This window comes from Gordonia sp. (in: high G+C Gram-positive bacteria) (assembly GCF_012515855.1).
Lineage (GTDB): Bacteria > Actinomycetota > Actinomycetes > Mycobacteriales > Mycobacteriaceae > Gordonia.
In genome coordinates, this window is the sequence record NZ_JAAYXO010000115.1 from 53082 (window position 1) to 71324 (window position 18243).

An 18243-nucleotide genomic window follows, 5' to 3' on the forward strand; every position below is an offset into this window, starting at 1 on the left:
GTGGATGACGCGGTTTCTTGAACCGGTCCGGGGGCGCACGCTCGACGCATGAGCGATGTGCTGCTGGTCCTGGCGGGCAAAGAACTCCACGACGATCTCGCGCGGTGCAGTGCGGCCGCCGGCTACTCGATGGTGATCGCCGAGGCGGAGCGGGCGCGGCACCAGTGGATGCGGGCGGCCGCCGTGGTCGCGGACGCCGACTCGCTGCGCGTTCTCGGGGCCGTCGGGCTGCCTCGCCGACCGGGGCTGTTCGCGGTTTCTGCTCCGGACGGCGACGGCGAACTGTGGCGGTCCGGGCTGGCGCTCGGTGCCGACGGCGGGTTCGTCCTCCCCGACGAGGAGGGTGCGCTGGTCGCCGCCTTGACGCGAGTCCGCGAGCCGCGGCGACATCGAGCGGGCGCGGTCGCGGTGGTCCCCGGTCACGGTGGCGCCGGCGCGAGCACGTTGGCGGCAGCCGTTGCGCTGGTGGCAGCGCGGTCGGCGAAGGTGCTGCTGCTCGACGTCGATCAAGCCGGCGCGGGTGCGGACTTGATGCTGGGCCTCGAGGCCGCGGCCGGCTTGCGGTGGCCCGATGTGAACGGTGAGACCGGGGCCATCGGCGGCGCCGCTCTGCGCGCCGCCGTGCCGCGAACCCGGGGAGTCGGGGTGCTCGCGGGAGCGCGCGACGCCGCAGTACCGCTGCTGCCGGAGACGGTGATGGCCGTCCTCGACGCCGGACGTGGAAACGGTGACGTCGTGGTGGCCGACGTGGGACGCGAGCCCGGGCCGGTGGCGGCGGGCGTTGTCGACTCGGTGGATCTGACGGTGGTCGTCGCGTGCGCGACAGTGCCCTCCGTGGCCGCGACGCGTCGGACCGTCGCGCGGATGCTGGCCGATCGCGAACCGGCGCTGCTGGTCCGCGGGCCGTCGCCCAGCGGATTGACCGCCCGCCAGGTGGCCGACTCGATCGGCCTCCCGCTCCTCGCGCACCTACGCCCGGAACCGGCGTTGGCCGCGCGCTGCGAGTCGGGCGGGTTGGTGCTTCGCCGCTTCTCGCCCCTGGTGAAGGCCGCCGAAGCCGTGTGCGAGCGACTCGGAGTGCCCGCGCGATGACGGCGATCGACGCGAATCTTCTCGATCGTGTTCGGCAGCGCCTCGCAACGGAGGCGGGCGGGTCGTCGTCCGCGCCGCCGCCTGACGTGATCGCGTCGGCCATCAGGGCGGAGTCGGGCGGTCTGCTCGGCGACACCGATCTGCTTGCGGTGCTGCGGTATCTCCAGACCGAGATGATCGGGGTCGGGCGCTTGGAGGTGCTGCTGGCCGATCCGTCGGTGACGGACGTGCTGGTCGTGGGGGCGCAGCGGGTCTGGGCCGATCGCGGGGATGGACTGGAGTTGACCGACGTCGTCTTCGATGACGAAGCGGGTGTCCGCCGTCTCGCCTCTCGGCTCGCGTTGAGTGCCGGACGACGCCTCGACGATGCGCAACCGTGGGTGGACGGTCGCCTGACCGGTGTGGGACGCGGCGAGTTTCAGATCCGACTGCATGCGCTGATCCCGCCGCTCGCCTCCGACGGCACGTGCATCTCGCTGCGGGTGCTGCGTGGCGCGACACACGACTTCGAGAGCCTCGTCGCCTGCGGTTCCGTGCCGACGGAGATCGCCGAGACGGTGGCGGCGATCGTGGCTGCCCGGCTGGCGTTTCTGGTGGTCGGCGGGACCGGCGCGGGCAAGACCACGGTGCTGAACAGCCTTCTGGGCCTGGTGGATCCGGGCGATCGGATCCTGTGCGTCGAGGACGCTCCCGAGCTCGAACCCCACCATCCGCACGTGGTGCGCATGGTGGCGCGTGCGGCGAACGTGGAAGGCGTCGGTGAGGTGACGGTGCGGACGCTCGTCCGGCAGGCCTTGCGGATGCGGCCGGATCGGATCGTCGTCGGGGAGGTGCGAGGCGCCGAGGTGATCGACCTGCTGACCGCGCTCAACACCGGTCATGACGGGTGTGCGGGGACGCTGCACGCCAATTCGATCGGTGAAGTTCCCGCCCGGATGGAGGCACTGGCGGCGCTCGGCGGAATGGAACGAGCGGCTCTGCACAGTCAGCTCGGCCCGGCCATTCAGGTGATCCTCGGCGTCGGGCGCGATCGTTCGGGCCGTCGCGGACTCAACGAGATCGGGGTCGTGGAGCGCGATGAGCGCGGGATGGTGCGGGTGGAACCGGTGTGGCGTCGCATCGGCGGCTTCACCGATCGGCGCGAGGTGCTCGATCGGCTGATCGGGGAGCGGCGGTGAACCCGGGGGCGCTGTTGGTCGCCGTCGCCGCACTCCTGGTGCTGTGGCCGATTCCGGAATCGCAGCGTCGGCTCGAGCGGTTGGTCGGCGTCGGCGGTCGGCCGGTGCGTCGACGAGTCGATCCATGGCAGTTGATCTGGGCGCTACCGGTGGTCGGAGTCGTCGGTTTCGGTCCCGCGCCAGGGATCGCGGGCGCCATGGTGGCGGGTCTGGTCACCCGGCAGCGTCGGCGGGGCGTGCGCGACGCGGAACGCGATCGCGATGTTCGCGAACTCATCGCGGCGCTCGCGGTGATGGGCGCCGAACTCTCCGTCGGCGCGCCGGTGGTCGGGGCATGCCGCGCGGCGGCGTCGGAGTTGGCGTCGGCCGACGACGGCGGCCCAGTGGGGCCGGAGCTGGCATTGATGGCCGCGCGCGCCGAGCTGGGCGGCGATCCCGGGCCGGCGGCGCACAGCGGCGCGGTGCGCCGGCTGGCCGAGGCGTGGTCGACGTCCCTGAGGTTCGGCTTGCCCGTCGGCGACGTGCTGGCCGCGTTGCGCGCGGACCTCGTGGCCCGGCAGGACTTCGCGGCACGCACCAAAGCCGGGTTGGCCGGTCCGCGGGCGACGGCCGCGGTGCTGGCGGGGCTCCCGATCCTCGGGTTGCTGCTCGGTGAGGCGATGGGGGCCGGGCCGATCGGCGTGCTGTTACACACTGGGATCGGAGGCGTCCTGCTGGTGGTCGGGACGGGCCTGTCGGTGGGTGGCGTGCTGTGGTCGGGTCGGATCACCGACAAGGTGGTCTCGCGATGATGGTGCCGTTTCTGCTGCTGGCCGCGGCACTTCTGGCGTGGCCGTCGCCGGAGTGGGTGCTGCGCAGGGCGAGTGTCGCCGGTGGCGCGACGGCAGCGCCGGAGGGCGCGGGCGGGGAGCCGGACCCGTTCGATCTCGCGGCAGGCTACGACACGCTCGCCGTCTGTCTGCGGGCCGGACTGCCGCTCGCCACTGCGGCGCAGGTAGCGGCGCATGCGTCGCCGCCGCAACTGCGGCAGCCGTTCCTCCGCGCGGCGGATCTGTTGGCGCTGGGGTCGGATCCGGAGCGTGCGTGGGCGACGAAGCCCACGGACATGCGCGATTTCGCGGACCTCGCGGCGTTGGTTCGTCGTGCGTCGCGGGCCGGTTCGGCATTGGCCGAGGCGGTGGCGGGCTTTGCCGACGGCACGCGGCGTCGCGCGGAGAACGAGGCGTTGGAGGCTGCCGAGCGTGCCGGCGTCAAGATCAGCGGCCCGCTGGGGCTGTGCTTCCTGCCTGCGTTCGTGTGCCTGGGGATCGTGCCGGTGGTGATCGGGTTGGCGTCGGAGTTGCTCGTCGGCCTGTGAAGTCGTGAGGCGGCGATGTCTGCGTCAATCGGATGCGATCGCGACGGTGTTTCTGTCCGTCATTTGATCGACAGAATGTCGGAGTCGGGCCCTTCCCTCGGCCGGTTGGTCGCGCGCACGCTCGATTCATGGACACGCACGCAGTCATCCGAATGACCACCTCGGTGGTCGCGGCTGCACTCGTGGTGGGCGGGGCCACCGCGTGCGACGGCGACACCGGCACAGCGACCACCGGCAGTTGACGCTGAGTCCGAACGGCACCGCCACCGTGGTTCTGGCGGACGGGGCCGCCAACGTCGAGGACTGGCCTGCGACGTGGGCCGCGGCGGGCGATGGCATCGAGGTGACGCTGGCGACGATGACGAACCGGTACGGACCGCCGTTGGGATACTTCGTCGGCGAATCGTGGAACGCCCTGCTGGCGCCGTCGGCCGAAGACGGCGTCACCGTGCTGCACATGCTCGACTTCGGTGACTGGTGCTCGGCCAGATTCGGCCCGTCGAGGACCTGCGGGGCCTGAGCCGCGACACGCCGATGCGTTGCTTGTGGAACCGAAACGACCGCCGCTGCGTCTAAAGGAGTGCAAGCACCTGCGGGTGGAGGATCGGATTTCGGGGGAAGTCATGGTTATCGGAGGGGTGATCGCACAGCGGTGTCGAGAGATCGGTGATCTCACGATGCGGCTGGTGAGCGACGAAGAAGGAATGAGCACGGCCGAATACGCGATCGGCACGATTGCAGCCGCCGCCTTCGGTGCGCTGCTGTACACGGTGGTGACCGGTGACTCGGTGATGACTGCCCTTACCGGGATCATCGGCCGGGCGCTCAACACGACGACGGGATGAGCGGTGGCGGGCCGAGTCGTCGTGCGGTGGCGGCTGCTGCTGCGCGACGACACCGGGATGGTCTCGGTGGAGGCGGCTTACGCGATGGCGGCAATCGCCGCCTTTTTGTTGATCGGGGTCGGCGGGGTGGCGGGGGTCGCCGCGCAGATCCAGTGCACGGATGCGGCGCGCGAAGTCGCCAGGCTCACGGCAGCGGGCGACGAGTCGGCGCGGCGGGTGGGGGCGGCCGTCGCGCCGAGCGGGGCGGAGATCGAGGTGGGCGGTGAGGGCGACGAAGTGGTCGTGGAGGTGTCGGCGGGGGTGCCGCTCCTCCCGATGCTCACGGTGTCGGCGCGGGCGGTCGCAGCGCGGGAGCCGACCGCAGGGGAGTCGACGGCAGGGGAGTCGACGGCAGGGGAGTCGACGGCAGGGGACTGACGAGGGGTTCTCGACCATTGCGGGCGCTGCGGTGATCGCCGGGCTGGCGGTCCTGCTGGTGGCGATGCTGTATGTCGGGGCGGCGGTGGTGGCGCGTCATCGGGCGCAGTCGGCGGCCGATCTGGTGGCGTTGGCGGGGGCGTCGGCGCAGTTGACGGGGGAGGGCGAGGCGTGTGCGGAGGCACGACTGCTGGCGGCGAAGCAGGAGGGAGCGCCGCGGGTGGTGCGTTGCACCGTGGACGGTGATGATGTGCAGGTTCGGGTCGCGGTGTCGGTGCGGTTGGGTCGGTTCGGGGTGCGGGAGGCGACGGCGGTCGCTCGGGCGGGGCCGGTGGAGTCGTAGGTCTGGGGGGGCGAGTGTGGCGGCAGGAAGGGCGTGGCGGTAGGCCGGTCAGTCGTGGAGGCGGCTGATGAGGCGGAGCAGGGTGATGGCGTGCTTCTTGTCGAGGGGTTCGTTGCCGTTGCCGCACTTGGGCGACTGCACGCACGACGGGCAGCCCGAGGCGCAACCGCACGAGGAGACGGCCACTTCGGTCGCGTCGATCCAGTCGGTGAAGGCTTCGAAGCCGCGGTCGGCGAAGCCTGCGCCGCCGGGGTAGCCGTCGTAGACGAAGACGGTCGGCAGGCCTGTGCCGGGGTGCATGGCGGTTGAGAGGCCGCCGATGTCCCAGCGGTCGCAGGTCGCGACCAGTCCGAGCATGCCGATGGCGGCGTGTTCGGCCGCATGGAGGGCACCGGGGAACTTGTCGAGGGCGATGCCCGCGTCGATCATCGCCTCGGGGGTGAGGGTGTACATCACTGCGCGGGTAGCGAGTCGGTGCTCGGGGAGGTCGAGGGGGACCTGATCGAGGATCTCCCCGCTGAGCGATTTCCGGAGGAAGCCGACCACCTGATCGGTGACCTCGACGGACACGCTCGCGACCGTGAGCGGGCCGTACTTGCGTTGCTCATGGGTGTCAACGATGACGACGTCGCTGACCTCGCGCGCCGACGTGGTCCAGTCCGGTTCCTCCGGATGGGCGAGGGCGAGGCCGTCGTCGAGGTCGAGCTCGTCGACCACGAAGCTCTCACCCTGGTGCAGGTAGACCGCGCCCGGGTAGACGGAGGTCATTGCGCGGGCGGTGTCGACGGTGCCGAGCAGGCGCGAGGAGGTGGCGTCGACGATCAAGACCTGACCGCCGATGCCGCCGCGGATGTCGATGTCGCCGTGGGGGTCGAGTCCGGCGGCCGCGTACCAGCCCGCCTTGCGGCGCTTGAGCTTTCCCTCGGCGGTCAGCTGGGCCACCACCTCCTCGGCGGCGAAGGCTGCGACCTCGCTGTCGGTGAGCGGGAACTCGGCGGCCGCGCAGAGCATGTGTGGCCCGAGGACGAACGGATTCGTCGGGTCGGTGACGGTCGCCTCCACCGAGCGCTTCAGCAGGGCATCGGGATGGTGCACGAGATAGGTGTCGAGGGGATCGTCGCGCGCGATCATCACGACGATCGAGCCCTCGCCACGTCGACCGGCTCGGCCGGCCTGTTGCCAGAACGACGCCACGGTGCCGGGATATCCGGCGACCACCACCGCGTCGAGCCCGGAGATGTCGACGCCGAGCTCGAGGGCGTTGGTGGTTGCGACGCCGAGCAGTGTGCCGTCGGAGATGGCCTTCTCGAGTCGGCGACGGTCGTCGGCCAGATAGCCTGCCCGGTAGGCGGCCACCCTGTCGACCAGGTCCGGAGCGGACTCGGCGAGGATCTGCTTCGCTCGGACGGCAGTGACTTCGACGCCGCGGCGGCTGCGGACGAAGCACAGGGTCCGGGCGCCTTCGATGACGAAGTCAGCGAGCAGGCGGGCCGCCTCCGATCCCGCGGATCGGCGCACGGGCGCCTCGTTCTCGCCCACCACCTCGTCCAGGAAACCCGGCTCCCACATGGCGACCGTCCGCTCGCCGTGCGGCGAGGCGTCTTCGGTCACCGCGACCACGTCCTCGCCGATCAGCCGCGACAGGGCCTGGGCCGGATTCGAGACGGTCGCACTCGCACCGATCACCACCGGGTCGGCACCGTACTTGCGGGCGATGCGGAGGGTCCGCTGCAGCACCAGCGCGGTGTGCGAACCGAAGACGCCGCGGTAGTGATGACATTCGTCGACGACGATGTACCGCAGCTTGGCGAAGAAGGCGCGCCAGCGGGGGTGGGTCGAGGTGATGCCCAACTGCAGCATGTCGGGGTTGGTGAAGATCCACCGCGAGTGCATCCGCGCCCACTGGCGCAACTCCGAGTCGGTGTCGCCGTCGTACGACGACGGCTGCAGGTGCGCGAACTCGGGGATGCCGGCGATCAGCTGAGCCACCGACCGCAGCTGGTCGGTCCCGAGCGCTTTGGTGGGGGAGAGATAGAGCGCCGTCGCGTTCGGGTCGGAGGCGAACGTCGTGAGCACCGGAAGCTGGTAGGCGAGCGACTTGCCCGACGCGGTACCGGTGCAGATGCACACATGGGTGCCCTCGGCGGCGAGCGTCGCGGCCTCGGCCTGATGGCGCCACGGCTGCCGCAGCCCGCGCTCGGCGAACGCGTCGCGGACCGCGGGGTGGACCCACTCGGGCCAGGCGGCGAACTCGGCAGAACGGGACTCGATCACCGACAAGTGAGTCAGCGGGCTGGCCTCCTCGCCGATGCCGGCGAGCGTGCGACTGATCAGCTCGCTCCCGTAGCTGGGTTGCCCCATGGTGTTCTGCGCCCCAACTGTGCCTCGTGGTCGACCTCGAAACTCCGATAGTACGCAGGGACTTTCTGCTCAAAACGGCACGTCGAGCGAAAACTTCCGCACAGGGGTGTCTTTGCGGGCCGGAACGTGCTTAGCTTGATGTGGCCGCACGCTCCACCTCGGTGGAGTGGAAGAGCGGCCGGTGTACTGCAGTTAGTTTCATCGCCACCCGGCGAGGCTCGTTGAAGTACGGCGGTCGAACAGGCCACCGCCGCGGCTCCGCCGCGCCGGGTATGCAATGCAATGTAAAGGAATGCAGTAAATGGCACAGGGAACTGTGAAGTGGTTCAACGCGGAGAAGGGCTTCGGATTCATCGCGCCTGACGACGGCGACGCCGATGTTTTCGTCCACTACTCCGAGATCCAGGGCAACGGCTTCCGCACCCTGGAAGAGGACCAGCGCGTGGAGTTCGAGGTCGGTCAGGGCACCAAGGGCCCGCAGGCCACCGGCGTCAGCGCTATCTAAGTCTCCACAGAGCCCTGCCGGGCTCCACCAAGACTTCTCCGAACTCCCGGACCGCAGTCGCGGACCGGGAGTTCGGTCTTTTGTCGGGGCCGGAGGCCCCCGGTCGCGGCGGTAGAAACCGAACTGTCACATTGGGGTCGTAGGATATCGGTGTGAGTCAGATGTCGCTTTTCTCTGCGGAGATCGAGGATCCTGCCATCGCAGACTTCGCCGGACTGCTTGCGGCACAAGGACAATCAGTGCACACCAGCTGGGGAGCCCGGGTGTCGGTAGTGGTGGCCGACCAATGGCGCGCGGAGGAGATCTGCGAAGAGATCCGCGGCGCAGGTCTCGAGGCGGAGATCGTGGTGTCCGAGGAAGGTCATCCGATCGCACGCACGGAAGCCAACCCCCGCATCACCGCGCTGCACCGCGCATGGACGACGGGGGCCGTCAAGTCGGTCCCCGAGGGATGGACCCCCACGCCCCACGCGCTACGCCTGTGGACGCTGGCCGGCGGTCGCGCCGACGGCGCCCACTATGTTCTCGGACTTGATCCGACCGCCCCGGACACCCATGCCGCGTTGTCGACCGCGCTGATGCGGATCGGGATCGCCCCCACCCTCGTCGGCACCCGGGGGACGCATCCGGGCCTGCGGGTCTCGAGCCGCAAGCGCATCACCCGATTGGCCGAAACCGTCGGGATCGCGCCCGACGGCGCACCCGCGGGCGATTGGCCGAGCGGCTGAGCGCCGCCGCGGGGCGTTTTTAACCTGTTCGACCTACGGGATTTTTTCAGTGGCGTGGGTCATACGTCCCGTTGCACAATCCGAGGTGACGTGCAGAACACACGTTATATAAGGTACAACGGCATCGAGCAGCAATTCTTCGACTGAAGGGCACCCGTGGCCGCCACCGACAACGCATCACCCGCCGTCCGGCGTCTCGTCATCGTGGAGTCGCCGACCAAAGCCCGCAAGATCGCGGGCTACCTCGGCGCCAACTACGTGGTCGAATCGTCCCGCGGACACATCCGCGACCTGCCACGCGGTGCTGCGGACGTGCCCGCCAAGTACAAGGGACAGCCGTGGGCGCGGCTCGGTGTGAACGTCGACGAGAACTTCGAACCGCTGTACGTGGTGTCCGCGGACAAGAAGTCCACGGTGACCGAACTCAAGTCGCTGATGCGCGACGTCGACGAGCTCTATCTCGCAACGGACGGTGACCGCGAGGGGGAGGCCATCGCGTGGCATCTCCTCGAGACGCTGAAGCCGAAGATCCCGGTCAAGCGGATGGTCTTCCACGAGATCACCGAATCGGCCATTCGCGCCGCCGCCGAGAACCCGCGCGAGCTCGACATGCCGATGGTCGACGCGCAGGAGACCCGGCGCATCCTCGATCGCCTCTACGGCTACGAGGTCTCGCCGGTCCTGTGGAAGAAGGTCATGCCGAAGTTGTCGGCGGGCCGTGTCCAGTCGGTGGCCACCCGCATCATCGTGCAGCGCGAGCGGGAACGCATGGCGTTCGTCTCCGCCGAGTATTGGGACATCGCGGCCACGCTCGACGCCGGTGCGTCGGCGACCCCGCGCACGTTCGCCTCGCGTCTGGTGAGCATCGGCGACGACCGCGTCGCCACCGGCCGCGACTTCGCGCAGGACGGTTCGCTCAAGAAGGCCGCCGGAGTCACCGTTCTCGACCGGGCGCGCGCCACCGCGCTGGCGGCGGGCCTCGACGGCGCCGCGCTGACGGTGACGTCGGTGGAGGAGAAGCCCTACACCCGGCGCCCGTACGCGCCGTTCATGACCTCGACCCTCCAGCAGGAGGCCGGCCGCAAGCTGCGCTTCTCGTCCGACCGCACCATGCGCATCGCGCAGGGGCTGTACGAGAACGGCTACATCACCTACATGCGTACCGACTCGACCACGCTGAGCGAGTCAGCCATCACCGCGGCGCGCAACCAGGCGCGGCAGCTGTACGGCGACGACTACGTTCACCCGACGCCGCGCCAGTACACCCGCAAGGTCAAGAACGCGCAGGAGGCGCACGAGGCGATCCGGCCGTCGGGCGAGACCTTCCGGACCCCCGGCGAGGTGGCCTCGGCGCTCAACTCCGACGAGTTCCGCCTCTACGAGCTGATCTGGCAGCGCACCGTCGCCTCGCAGATGGCGGACGCGCGCGGTACCACCATGAGTCTGCGCATCGGCGGTCGTGCCTCGTCGGGCGAAGAGGTCACCTTCGCGTCGTCGGGCCGCACCATCACCTTCCCCGGCTTCCTGTCGGCGTACGTGGAGACGGTCGACGCCCTCGCGGGCGGTCAGGCCGACGACGCTGAGACCCGCCTGCCGAACCTGGTGGAAGGCCAGGCGCTCACCGCTGCCGCGCTGACCGCCGACGGACACTCCACCAATCCGCCTGCTCGCTACACCGAAGCCTCCCTGGTCAAGACTCTCGAGGAACTCGGCATCGGTCGCCCGTCGACGTACGCCTCGATCATCGGCACCATTCAGGACCGCGGCTACGTGGTCAAGAAGGGCAGCGCGCTGGTCCCGTCGTGGATCGCGTTCGCGGTGGTCGGCCTGCTGGAGAGCTACTTCAACAGCCTCGTCGACTTCGACTTCACCGCCTCGCTCGAAGACGACCTCGACCAGATCGCGTCGGGCAACGAGGACCGTACGCGCTGGCTCACCGAGTTCTACTTCGGTGCCGACGACGCCGCCGCGGATTCCGGCGACTCCGACGCCGCCGGCGCCATGGCTCGCGCGGGCGGTCTCAAGAAGCTGGTCGGCGTGAACCTCGAGGGCATCGATGCCCGCGAGGTGAACTCGATCCGGCTCTTCGACGACGCCGAAGGCCGGCCGGTGCTGGTGCGTGTCGGCCGCTACGGCCCGTACCTGGAGCGGAACGTCGCGGGACCGGATGCCGAACCCGACCTCAAGCGCGCCAACCTGCCCGCCGACATGACGCCGGACGAGCTGACGCTCGAGGTGGCGGAGAAGCTGTTCGCGACCCCGCAGGAGGGGAGGGTGCTGGGCGTCGACCCGGTCACCGGCCATCAGATCGTCGCCAAGGAAGGCCGTTTCGGTCCCTACGTGACCGAACTGCTGCCGGCGGAGGACGACGACGAGGATCCCGGAACCTCGGCACCGGTGCCGACGATTCCGGCCGGTCCGACGCCGCGTGACGGCGGAGCGGGAACCGCTCCCGGTACTGCGGGCGAGGAGATCGTCGCGCTCGACGAGGTCGCGACCGGCTCGGTGGCGACCGCGACGACGACCGCCAAGAAGGTCGCGAAGAAGACCGCCAAGAAGGCTGCGAAGAAGGCCGGACCGAAGCCCCGCACGGGTTCGCTCTTCAAGGGCATGGAGATCTCGACCGTCACGCTCGAGGACGCGCTGAAGCTGCTGTCGCTGCCGCGCGTGGTCGGCGTGGATCCGGAGAGCAACGAGGAGATCACCGCGCAGAACGGCCGTTACGGCCCTTACTTGAAGAAGGGCACCGACTCGCGATCGTTGACCACCGAGGCCGAGCTCTTCACGGTGACCCTCGACGAAGCGCTCAAGATCTACGCCGAGCCCAAGCGTCGCGGTCGCGCCGCAGCTGCGCCGCCGCTGCGCGAACTCGGCACCGACTCGGTCAGCGAGAAGCCGATGGTCATCAAGGACGGCCGCTTCGGTCCGTACGTGACCGACGGCGAGACCAACGCCAGCCTGCGGAAGGGCGACGAGGTCGCGACCATCACTCCCGAGCGCGGCATGGAGTTGCTGGCGGAGCGTCGCGCCCGCGGCCCGGCCAAGAAGGCGGCGAAGAAGACCGCGAAGAAGACTGCCGCTAAGAAGACGACCGCGGCGAAGAAGACGGCAGCGAAGAAGACGGCAGCCAAGAAGACGACCGCGGCGAAGAAGACGGCAGCGAAGAAGACGGCAGCCAAGAAGACCACGGCGGCAAAGAAGACCGCCGCTAAGAAGACCGCGGCCAAGAAGACCACCGCTAAGAAGGCAGCGCCGAAGGCCGACGACTGAGCAGCCGCCGATCTTGACGCAGGGGTTCCCGCTCACGCCGTAGAGGCGGTGGGCGGGAACGCTTGTCTTCGGGGTGCGGTGAAGCCCCCGGTGGACCCCCAGCGAACTCCGACTAGTCGAGGTCGGGAGTCGGGACGGCGACGTCGATGTCCGGGCGTGCCAGGAGCGTCTCGATGCCGCGGCCGCGGAGTTCCACACCCTCGCCGATCTCCCAGTGCGAGGCTTCCTCGTCACTGGCCAGGAACACCGCGCGAGCCGAGCCGAGCACGCGGGTCGGTTCATCCTTGGCGAGTTCCGTGAGGCGTGCGGCCTCATTGACCGGGTCGCCGATCACCGTGTACTCCAGACGCTGTTCGGCCCCGATGTGCCCGGCGACGGCTTTGCCCGCCGAGACGCCGATGCCCATGTCGACGTCGCCGAGCCGTCGCGCGAGCTCCACCCGCAGGTCGCGGGCGGCGGCGAGAGCCGCGCCCGCGAAGTCGTCCTGCTCGAGCGGCGCGCCGAAGATGGCGAGCGCGGCGTCGCCCTGGAACTTGTTGACGAAGCCGCCGTGTCGGCCGACCACGTCGACGACCACCTCGAAGAACTCGTTGAGGAGCTCAACCACCTCGCGCGGCGGACGGTTGACGGCGAGGCGGGTGGATCCGACGATGTCGACGAACAGGACACCGAGGTACCGCTCCTCGCCGCCGAGTTCGGTACCGGTCTCGATGGCTCGACGGGCGACGTCCTCGCCGACGTAGCGGCCGAACAGGTTGCGCAGTTCCTGGCGCTCGCGGAGGTCGGCCACCATGTCGTTGAAACCCGCCTGCAGCAGGCCGATGTCGTTGCCGTCGTAGATCTTCATCGCCACGTTCAGATTGCCCGCGCGCACCTGGTTCAACGCGAAGCGCAGTTGCTTCACCGGGTCGGTGATCGAGCGAACCAGACGGGTGATTGCGAGCAGACCGAAGACCAGGGCCGCAGCCGCCATCCAGAGGATGGGGCGTTGGAGTCCCTCGGCGTCGGTGTCGATCACCGCGGTCTGCTGCAGGATGATCAACGCGGCGATCACGGTGAGCGGAACCGCGACCGCAACGGCCCAGAACACCGAGATCCGGGTGGCAATGCCCGGCGCATTGGCGTTGGCCGGGTCGTTGGCCATGGCGGCGATGGTGATGGGCCGCAGCACCTTCTCTGTCTGCATGAAGCTCAGGACGGCCGTCACCAGGGCGCCGATGAGGCTGGCCATCAGCACGATCGCGAAATCCTTCGTCGATTGACGCAGGTTGATCGCAGCCAGCAGGAATCCGCCCACAGTCCAGAGCCCGAGGTTCACCAGGGTGAGGAGGGTCGGGAGGTTGAGCGCCCGCCGGCGTGCCGCTTCGTCGTCGAGCCGGGTGCGGCGTCGATGCCAGATCAGCACCGGCATGCTCAGCGCGATCGTCAGGTAGATGCCGACCACGATCGCGACCACCAGGTACAGACCGAACGCGAGTTGATTGAGCGCGTTGAACTGACTGAGGGTGATCGAGTCGACCTGCGGCATGCCGAACCGCAGAAACGCGAAGGTGAACAGCGCGCCGACCAGGTTGGCGCGCAGCATGTCGAGGGCCAGGACGGGCCACGGCGTGTGCGCCAGCCAGCGCACGGTGTGCGCTGCCCTGGACAAGCCGGACCGTCGTTTGACCATGTCATCCAAAGTAGCGGCCTGCTTGCAATTGTTAAACACCCGAGCGGGTGCAAGTTCCCACTAGCTGGGGCTTTAGTCTTGCTGGTGTGACGCAAGTCTTTAGCCGAATGATCGGACAGCACGCGCTGATCGACGAACTGCTGGTGGCCGCGACATCGGCGCGGGCGGTGGCTGCGCGACTCGATCAATCAGACGACGGCGCGGTTTCGCTCTTCGCCGACCAACCCGACGCTGAGGTCGAGCACGTCGTCCGGGAGTCGATGACGCACGCCTGGCTGTTCACCGGACCGCCCGGCAGCGGGCGGTCGGTGGCCGCCACCTGCTTCGCCGCAGCCCTCCAGTGCCAGTCGCCCGATATCGTCGGCTGCGGTGAGTGCCGCGCCTGCACCACGGTGCTGGCGGGCACCCACGGCGACGTCCGCCACATCGTTCCCGAAGGCCTCACCATCTCGGTCGCGCAGATCCGCGACATCGTGCAGTTGGCGGCGCGGCGGCCGACCACCGGGCGCTGGCAGATCGTGGTGGTCGAGGACGCCGACCGGCTCACCGAGCAGGGTGCGAATGCGCTGCTGAAGGCGGTCGAAGAGCCGCCGGACCGGACCCTGTTCCTGCTGTGTGCGCCGTCGGTGGCGCCGGAGGACATCGCGATCACCCTCCGCTCGCGGTGTCGCCACGTCGGTCTGACCGCGCCCGCCGCCGCGGACATCGCGCGCGTGCTCGTGGAACGCGACGGCATCGAACCCGATCGGGCGGAGTGGGCGGCCTCGGTGTCCGGCGGCCACGTGGGCCGAGCCAAACGCCTCGCGACCGACGAGGCGTCCCGGGCGCAGCGCGACCAGGCGCTGAGTCTGGCGCGCGCCGCCACTCGCGATTCGACGGCGTTCGCCGCCGCGGAGCAACTCGTCAAGACGGCGACCGACGTCGCCGCGCAGATCAGCGCGGCCCGCGATGCGGCGGAGACTGACGAGTTGATGACGGCCCTCGGCGCGGGCGGATCCGGGAAGGGCACGGCACGACCGCCGCGAGGAACAGCCGGTGTCATCAAGGAACTCGAGAAGCGGCAGAAGTCGCGTCGCACGCGAATGATGCGCGACACCCTCGATCGCGCGCTGGTCGATCTGGCCGCACTCTTCCGCGACGGGCTCGCGCTGTCGATGGGTGCCGAGGTGACGCTGATGCACCCTGACAAGGCCCCGGACCTGACCACCCCGATGGCTCGGCACGCCTCGCCCGCCGAGCTCCTCCGGTGTATCGAAGCGGTCCTCGAGTGTCGCGAGGAGTTGGAGAAGAACGTGAAACCGAAGTTCGCCGTCGACGCGATGGTGGTGCGCATTGGACGCGAGCTGGGGCGCCGATAGGTCGACCCGATAATCGGACCGCGGTCCCCATTTTCTCCGGTCCGGAGAAAACTTTCGAGCCGGTGACCAGCGATGATGGTCGATTACGCGATTCTCTGCTTGGACCGGAATCGGCGACCGCGTGAAATTGACGGCATGATCACTTGGGGGAAATTTCGAGGCCGGTTCGGCCACACGGGGGCGCTGTTGGCGCGCCTCGGCATCGCGACGGCACTGTTCTACGCCGTCGCCGTTCTCTACTGGGGCACGGCGGGTTCTGGCGGCGCCGAGGCCTTTCTGCACCCGCTGATACCGACCGCGGTCTTCGCCGCAGTCATCAGCCTGCCGATCGGCACCGGATTGTTGGTCAGTTGGCGAATGACGAGCGCTCGGAACGCGAGCTAACTCGACGCCTCGGCTTCGTTCGACTCGTCATGATCGGCCAACGGATCGTCGCCGCCCGCGCCCTCCAGAACCGTCAGCTCGTTGTCGATCGCAGCCGACACGGCTTCGGCCTTGTGCTTGATCTTGTCGATGAACCCGGACATCGGCTTCTCCTCGTATGGTGGGGCGAAATTTGTCTCAATCATATGTCCGACGGGGCGGCCCGGCAGCCGTAGCGGGGGCACGACTGCCGGGCCGCGTCGGAGGGTGCGCGCCGGGGCCGGATCAGAGTTGCGGCGCGACCTTGTCGGCGACCAGTGCCAGATGGTCGAGATCGGCGAGGTCGAGCACCTGGAGGTAGATGCGGCTCGCGCCTACCGCGCGATAGCGCTCGATGGCGGCGACCACCTCGTCGACCGTCCCCGCGGCGCCGTTGGCCCGCAGCTCGTCCGGTTCACGCCCGATCTTCGACGCCCGCTCGGCGAATTCGCTCTCGGTCCGACCGCAGCACAGCACCAGCGCCGCGGAGTAGACGAGTTCGTCCTTCTCTCGTCCGATGCGGTCGCAGGCCTCGCCGACCCGCCGATACATGTCGGCGACCTTCTCGGTCGGCGAGAACGGCACGTTGAACTCATCGGCGAACTTCGCGGCCAGCTTCGGAGTGCGGACCGGGCCGCCGCCGCCGATGATGATCGGCGGACGCGGTGATTGCACCGGCTTGGGCAGCCCGGGGGAGTTCTCGATCGTCAGGTGCTGACCGGCGTAGTCGAAGGTCTCGCCGACCGGGGTGCCCCACAATCCGGTGATGATGTCGAGTGTCTCCTCGAGCCGGGTGAAGCGTTCGCCGAGCGGTGGAAACGGGATGCCGTACGCCGCGTGCTCTTCCGCGAACCAGCCGGCACCGAGACCGAAGTCCAGCCGGCCGCCGCTCATCTGGTCCACCTGCGCCGCTTGGATCGCGAGTTGGCCCGGGTGACGGAAGGTCGCGGACGTGACGAGGGTGCCGAGGCGGATGCGCGACGTCGCGGTCGCCAGTGCGGCGAGCGTCAGCCAAGCGTCCGTGGGTCCGGGCAGACCCGCGGAGTTCATCGCGAGGTAATGGTCGGACCGGAAGAACGCGTCGAAGCCGAGGTCTTCGGTGGCGCGCGCGACGCGGAGGAGGTCGTCGTAGGTGGCGCCCTGCTGGGGTTCGGTGAAGATGCGGAGTTCCATGGCTCCATCGTGCCCGTCGATCGACTTCCTTCGCGGTGTCCCCTGACAACCAGTCAGCTCACGACGATGCTGCGCTTCGCTAACCCCATCCAGAATCCGTCGATCGGTTGGGCGGGCACCGCGTCTGCCGCGGTGGCGGCGCCGAGCGTCACGAAGAGCGGAGCGAAATGCTCGGTCCGCGGATGCGCATACGGCATACCGGGGGCACGGTGGGCGAAGTCGAGGAGGCCGTCGACGTCGCCCGCGTCGAACCGTTCGCGGGACCAGTGGTCGAACTCCACCGACCACTGAGGAGGGACGGCGTTCGGCGACGGGGCGTCGAGGTAGGGGAGCCCGTGGGTGGTGAACCCGGAGCCGATGATGAGGACGCCTTCGTCGCGTAGAGCGGTCAGCCGGTCGCCGAGGCTCAGGAGTCGTTGCGGGTCGAGCGTCGGCATTGAGACCTGCACGACAGGGATGTCGGCGTCGGGGTACATGACGGTCAGCGGGACGTACGCGCCGTGGTCGAGGCGGCGTTCGGTGTCGCGGTGGACTTCCTCGCCGGCGGGCATCAGGGCCGCGATGCGGTCGGCGAGGTCGGCGGCGCCGGGAGCGTCGTAGGTGGTGCGGTAGTAGTGCTCGGGGAAGCCCCAGAAGTCGTAGGTGAGCGGTACACGCGGATCGGTGGCGCCGATCGTGAGCGGTGCGGCCTCCCAGTGCGCCGAGACGATGAGGATCTGCTTCGGCCGGGGGAGATCGGCGGCGAGTTGTTTCAGATCGGCGACCCAGCGGGTGTCGTCGACCAGCGGCGGAGCGCCGTGGCTGAGGAACAGGGCAGGCATGCGGTCGTCCGTGCGATTCGCCATGAGTCCAGGGTAGTCCGCGGGACTGTTCGTGAAACGGCGGTGGCCGCGCCCGTAGGCGCGGCCACTGTCGTGAAGGATCTGGAACTCTACGAGCCGCCGAGCAGGCTGAAGATGCTGCCGATGTCGGCCGATCCGGCGCCGCCCTCCATCGCGAGGCTGCCGAACTCCATGGCCGGACCGATGCTGCCGATGCCCGACGGGACGATCACGGGGAGCATGGAGACGCCGACGTTGCCGGGCTCCAGCGACTTGATGCCGCCACAGGTGCCCAGGAAGATGTAGACGCCGTCGCCGACCTTGTGTTCGGTCGAGTTTGAGTTGGGCCCCTTGGAGATCAAGTTGTTGGAGGCAGCAGGGCCGAGCCTGCTATCGGACGAGCCCATGATCTTGATGATCTCGAGGTAGTCCTTCGCGTTGAAGGCGATGACTGCCTTGAGTGCCGAGGTGCCGCTGAGTAGAAGTGAGGTGCAACTGCTCTCGCTGAATGCTCCGCCTGCCACGTTCGGGTTGGTCAGGGTCAGTTTGACGTTCTTTTCCTTGGCAAATGAACCCTGTTCAGCCTTCAGCGTCGGCCCCTGGTAGCGCTCGGCGGCTGCGGCTTCACCCGGGGTGGCGACGGCGAGACCGGCGACCATGCCGATCGATGCGACGGCGACGGTCACGAACCGTCGGACATTACGGAGCTTCATTGGTGTTT

General features: G+C 69.0%; 18 protein-coding genes and 1 pseudogene. 13 read left to right on the forward strand and 6 right to left on the reverse strand.

The genetic code is table 11. From position 1 onward, the window contains the following. The first annotated feature begins 48 nt into the window (after positions 1–48). The 8 genes and pseudogenes from ssd to GX543_RS08635 form a co-directional block, all read left to right on the forward strand. Complete coding sequence (ssd, locus tag GX543_RS08600) at positions 49–1092, forward strand: septum site-determining protein Ssd (RefSeq protein ID WP_290851286.1); 1044 nt, start codon at positions 49–51, stop codon at positions 1090–1092. Then, positions 1089–2270, forward strand: a complete 1182-nt coding sequence (locus tag GX543_RS08605; protein WP_290851288.1) for a TadA family conjugal transfer-associated ATPase — start codon at positions 1089–1091, stop codon at positions 2268–2270. Before ssd ends, GX543_RS08605 begins: the two co-directional genes overlap by 4 nt. Next, positions 2267–3061: a type II secretion system F family protein gene (locus GX543_RS08610; RefSeq protein WP_290851290.1), complete on the forward strand. Its 795-nt coding sequence runs from the start codon at positions 2267–2269 to the stop codon at positions 3059–3061. Before GX543_RS08605 ends, GX543_RS08610 begins: the two co-directional genes overlap by 4 nt. Beyond that, positions 3058–3627 (forward strand): type II secretion system F family protein, encoded by a 570-nt coding sequence (locus GX543_RS08615; RefSeq protein WP_290851292.1) that lies wholly within the window; start codon positions 3058–3060, stop codon positions 3625–3627. Before GX543_RS08610 ends, GX543_RS08615 begins: the two co-directional genes overlap by 4 nt. A gap of 238 nt (positions 3628–3865) precedes the next feature. Further along, positions 3866–4147: a hypothetical protein gene (locus GX543_RS08620; RefSeq protein WP_290851293.1), complete on the forward strand. Its 282-nt coding sequence runs from the start codon at positions 3866–3868 to the stop codon at positions 4145–4147. 103 nt (positions 4148–4250) lie between these two features. Beyond that, positions 4251–4472 (forward strand): DUF4244 domain-containing protein, encoded by a 222-nt coding sequence (locus GX543_RS08625; protein WP_290851342.1) that lies wholly within the window; start codon positions 4251–4253, stop codon positions 4470–4472. Positions 4473–4529: 57 nt separating this feature from the next. Continuing rightward, complete coding sequence (locus GX543_RS08630; RefSeq protein ID WP_290851344.1) at positions 4530–4889, forward strand: TadE family type IV pilus minor pilin; 360 nt, start codon at positions 4530–4532, stop codon at positions 4887–4889. Then, positions 4888–5232 (forward strand): annotated as a pseudogene (locus GX543_RS08635) (Rv3654c family TadE-like protein); the annotation flags it as partial. The gene GX543_RS08630 and the pseudogene GX543_RS08635, both read left to right, overlap by 2 nt. 48 nt (positions 5233–5280) lie before the next feature. Here GX543_RS08635 and GX543_RS08640 read toward each other — a convergent pair. After that, positions 5281–7593, reverse strand: coding sequence for a DEAD/DEAH box helicase (locus GX543_RS08640; RefSeq protein ID WP_290851295.1), 2313 nt, complete (start codon positions 7591–7593; stop codon positions 5281–5283). Positions 7594–7894: 301 nt separating this feature from the next. Here GX543_RS08640 and GX543_RS08645 point away from each other — a divergent pair, with 301 nt between their 5' ends. The 3 genes from GX543_RS08645 to topA all read left to right on the forward strand — a co-directional run bounded on the left by GX543_RS08645 (position 7895) and on the right by topA (position 12096). Beyond that, positions 7895–8098, forward strand: a complete 204-nt coding sequence (locus GX543_RS08645) for a cold-shock protein (RefSeq protein WP_290851296.1) — start codon at positions 7895–7897, stop codon at positions 8096–8098. Between the two features lie 152 nt (positions 8099–8250). Next, positions 8251–8826 carry a hypothetical protein gene (locus GX543_RS08650; protein ID WP_290851297.1) on the forward strand — a complete coding sequence of 192 codons (576 nt, stop codon included), beginning with the start codon at positions 8251–8253 and terminating at the stop codon, positions 8824–8826. A 156-nt stretch (positions 8827–8982) separates the two neighbouring features. Next, positions 8983–12096 (forward strand): type I DNA topoisomerase, encoded by a 3114-nt coding sequence (gene topA / locus GX543_RS08655; RefSeq protein WP_290851298.1) that lies wholly within the window; start codon positions 8983–8985, stop codon positions 12094–12096. Positions 12097–12208: 112 nt separating this feature from the next. Here topA and GX543_RS08660 read toward each other — a convergent pair whose 3' ends face one another. Beyond that, entirely contained in the window at positions 12209–13768 is a 1560-nt protein-coding gene (locus tag GX543_RS08660) for an adenylate/guanylate cyclase domain-containing protein (protein ID WP_290851300.1), read from the reverse strand. Between the two features lie 86 nt (positions 13769–13854). On the opposite strand from GX543_RS08660, the gene GX543_RS08665 reads away from it, so the two are divergent. Together GX543_RS08665 and GX543_RS08670 are read left to right on the forward strand one after the other, a co-directional pair. Further along, the gene (locus GX543_RS08665; RefSeq protein WP_290851302.1) at positions 13855–15126 is read left to right on the forward strand and encodes a DNA polymerase III subunit delta'; all 1272 of its coding nucleotides are present in this window, start codon (positions 13855–13857) and stop codon (positions 15124–15126) included. A gap of 135 nt (positions 15127–15261) precedes the next feature. Next, positions 15262–15510 carry a hypothetical protein gene (locus GX543_RS08670; RefSeq protein WP_290851303.1) on the forward strand — a complete coding sequence of 83 codons (249 nt, stop codon included), beginning with the start codon at positions 15262–15264 and terminating at the stop codon, positions 15508–15510. On the opposite strand, the gene GX543_RS08675 is transcribed toward GX543_RS08670, so the two are convergent. The 4 genes from GX543_RS08675 to GX543_RS08690 form a co-directional block, all read right to left on the reverse strand. Continuing rightward, a complete protein-coding gene (locus tag GX543_RS08675; RefSeq protein WP_290851304.1) occupies positions 15507–15653 on the reverse strand; it encodes a hypothetical protein in 147 nt (48 codons plus the stop codon). The genes GX543_RS08670 and GX543_RS08675 overlap by 4 nt on opposite strands. Positions 15654–15774: 121 nt before the next feature. After that, positions 15775–16701 carry an LLM class F420-dependent oxidoreductase gene (locus tag GX543_RS08680; RefSeq protein ID WP_290851305.1) on the reverse strand — a complete coding sequence of 309 codons (927 nt, stop codon included), beginning with the start codon at positions 16699–16701 and terminating at the stop codon, positions 15775–15777. A 53-nt stretch (positions 16702–16754) separates the two neighbouring features. Then, on the reverse strand, positions 16755–17546 hold the full coding sequence (locus GX543_RS08685; protein WP_290851307.1) for a class III extradiol ring-cleavage dioxygenase: 792 nt from the start codon (positions 17544–17546) through the stop codon (positions 16755–16757). 86 nt (positions 17547–17632) lie between these two features. Beyond that, the gene (locus GX543_RS08690; protein ID WP_290851309.1) at positions 17633–18235 is read right to left on the reverse strand and encodes a hypothetical protein; all 603 of its coding nucleotides are present in this window, start codon (positions 18233–18235) and stop codon (positions 17633–17635) included. Positions 18236–18243: the final 8 nt, after the last annotated feature.

Coding starts and splice junctions, on each gene's coding strand:
- ssd (WP_290851286.1), top strand. CDS start 49: ATGAGCGATGTGCTGCTGGTCCTGGCGGGCAAAGAACTCCACGACGAT.
- GX543_RS08605 (WP_290851288.1), top strand. CDS start 1,089: ATGACGGCGATCGACGCGAATCTTCTCGATCGTGTTCGGCAGCGCCTC.
- GX543_RS08615 (WP_290851292.1), top strand. CDS start 3,058: ATGATGGTGCCGTTTCTGCTGCTGGCCGCGGCACTTCTGGCGTGGCCG.
- GX543_RS08685 (WP_290851307.1), bottom strand. CDS start 17,546: ATGGCGAATCGCACGGACGACCGCATGCCTGCCCTGTTCCTCAGCCAC.
- GX543_RS08645 (WP_290851296.1), top strand. CDS start 7,895: ATGGCACAGGGAACTGTGAAGTGGTTCAACGCGGAGAAGGGCTTCGGA.
- GX543_RS08660 (WP_290851300.1), bottom strand. CDS start 13,768: ATGGTCAAACGACGGTCCGGCTTGTCCAGGGCAGCGCACACCGTGCGC.
- GX543_RS08675 (WP_290851304.1), bottom strand. CDS start 15,653: ATGTCCGGGTTCATCGACAAGATCAAGCACAAGGCCGAAGCCGTGTCG.
- GX543_RS08690 (WP_290851309.1), bottom strand. CDS start 18,235: ATGAAGCTCCGTAATGTCCGACGGTTCGTGACCGTCGCCGTCGCATCG.
- GX543_RS08625 (WP_290851342.1), top strand. CDS start 4,251: ATGGTTATCGGAGGGGTGATCGCACAGCGGTGTCGAGAGATCGGTGAT.
- GX543_RS08680 (WP_290851305.1), bottom strand. CDS start 16,701: ATGGAACTCCGCATCTTCACCGAACCCCAGCAGGGCGCCACCTACGAC.
- GX543_RS08670 (WP_290851303.1), top strand. CDS start 15,262: ATGATCACTTGGGGGAAATTTCGAGGCCGGTTCGGCCACACGGGGGCG.
- GX543_RS08630 (WP_290851344.1), top strand. CDS start 4,530: ATGGTCTCGGTGGAGGCGGCTTACGCGATGGCGGCAATCGCCGCCTTT.
- GX543_RS08640 (WP_290851295.1), bottom strand. CDS start 7,593: ATGGGGCAACCCAGCTACGGGAGCGAGCTGATCAGTCGCACGCTCGCC.